Source organism: Vibrio sp. 10N.222.49.C9 (assembly GCF_041474985.1).
GTDB classification, from domain to species: domain Bacteria; phylum Pseudomonadota; class Gammaproteobacteria; order Enterobacterales; family Vibrionaceae; genus Vibrio; species Vibrio crassostreae_C.
The window spans coordinates 1-253 of the sequence record NZ_JBFRVD010001297.1 but is presented as its reverse complement, the minus strand read 5'-3'; the positions used below and the strand labels follow the sequence as shown (position 1 = coordinate 253).

1 pseudogene is annotated in these 253 nt (G+C 42.7%); it reads left to right on the top strand.

What is annotated here, in order from left to right:
• A pseudogene (locus AB4585_RS27990) lies at positions 1-113 on the top strand ((2Fe-2S)-binding protein); the annotation flags it as partial.
• Positions 114-253: the final 140 nt, after the last annotated feature.

Below are 253 nucleotides of genomic sequence, written 5' to 3'. Positions count from 1 at the left end.
TTGCCATGGCTTACTTAAAAGAAGATGAAATCCTGCCCTGCATTTGCCGCGCAAAATCAGATCTTAAGCTTGAAGATGTTAATGTTCATAACGACATACGTTCAGCGTCTTAGATAGCAGAACAGTTCTCTGGACAGTAAAAGGCCCCAAACATTCGCATGTTTGGGGCCTTTTTGTATTTGAGCTTTTAACACTTCAAGATAATCAACCGGCCACAACTGGTACCCAAGTATACGGAGCCTCTGAGTTGCTA